The following is a 778-nucleotide window of genomic DNA, read 5'->3' as shown; positions in this document are numbered from 1 at the left end:
TTTTCGCGTTCCAAGTTAAGCAGCTTGATAGACGCCATTGGATCATCAGACAGCTTAGTCAGTCGCTCACGTGTCGACATTTGTTGAAGTACTTTCCCAAGGCCTGCGCTGTTGCTCTGCAGGCTTTGCAGCATCATTTGGCTGAATTGGTTATCACTGATTCGCATCTGGGTTTCCTCTAGAATAACTGCAATACAGAGTCGAACAGCTGGTTCGCCGTACTGATCACTTTCATGTTGGCATTGTGCGCGTTAGCAAACGTCATCAAGTTCGCGGCTTCTTCATCGCTGTTCACTGCACTTACGTTGTCGCGAGCGGTATGCGCTTGCTTGCTCATTGCCAGTTTTGCTTGGTAATCCGCATCGGCCTGACGCGCCTTGATCGCCGTTTGGCCAACCATTGAAGTAAAGGCATCGTTCAAGCTCACTGAGCCGTAGCCCGTTACCGCAACCGGTTTGTTACTCAAATCAATCAGAGACTTAAGAACATTCGCGTTACCCGGCGTACCATCGCTTGAAAACGCCAATTCTTCCGCGCTCAAATCTGTGATGGTTAAACTTGCCGCTGGGTTATCAGGGTCGTAGTTAAACAGTGGTTTGCCAGCATTGCCTTTCAAGTCTTTACCTGTAGCAAGTACCGCGTTGTACTCATCTGCCAGAGCTTTTGCCATGTCATCAAGCGCTACTTGGTTTGGCTTTAGAACGTCGGTTTGGTAATCGTTGATGGCACCCAACTTACCCCCGACCGAATCGCCAATAGCGAAGCTTTGATTAGCAAA

At 49.0% G+C, this 778-nt stretch carries 1 protein-coding gene and 1 pseudogene; both read right to left on the bottom strand.

Annotated elements, in window-relative coordinates; genetic code table 11:
* Window positions 1–167: pseudogene (locus tag R8N47_RS24645) on the bottom strand (flagellar hook-associated protein 3); the annotation flags it as partial.
* Between the two features lie 11 nt (window positions 168–178).
* Window positions 179–778: FlgK family flagellar hook-associated protein (locus R8N47_RS24640; RefSeq protein ID WP_318186028.1), on the bottom strand; the 600-nt coding region annotated here is incomplete at its 5' end.

The sequence above is a fragment of the Vibrio sp. 2132-1 genome (assembly GCF_033344315.1).
The sequence above is the reverse complement of the archived record's forward strand: the minus strand, read 5'-3'. Positions and strand labels throughout refer to the sequence as shown.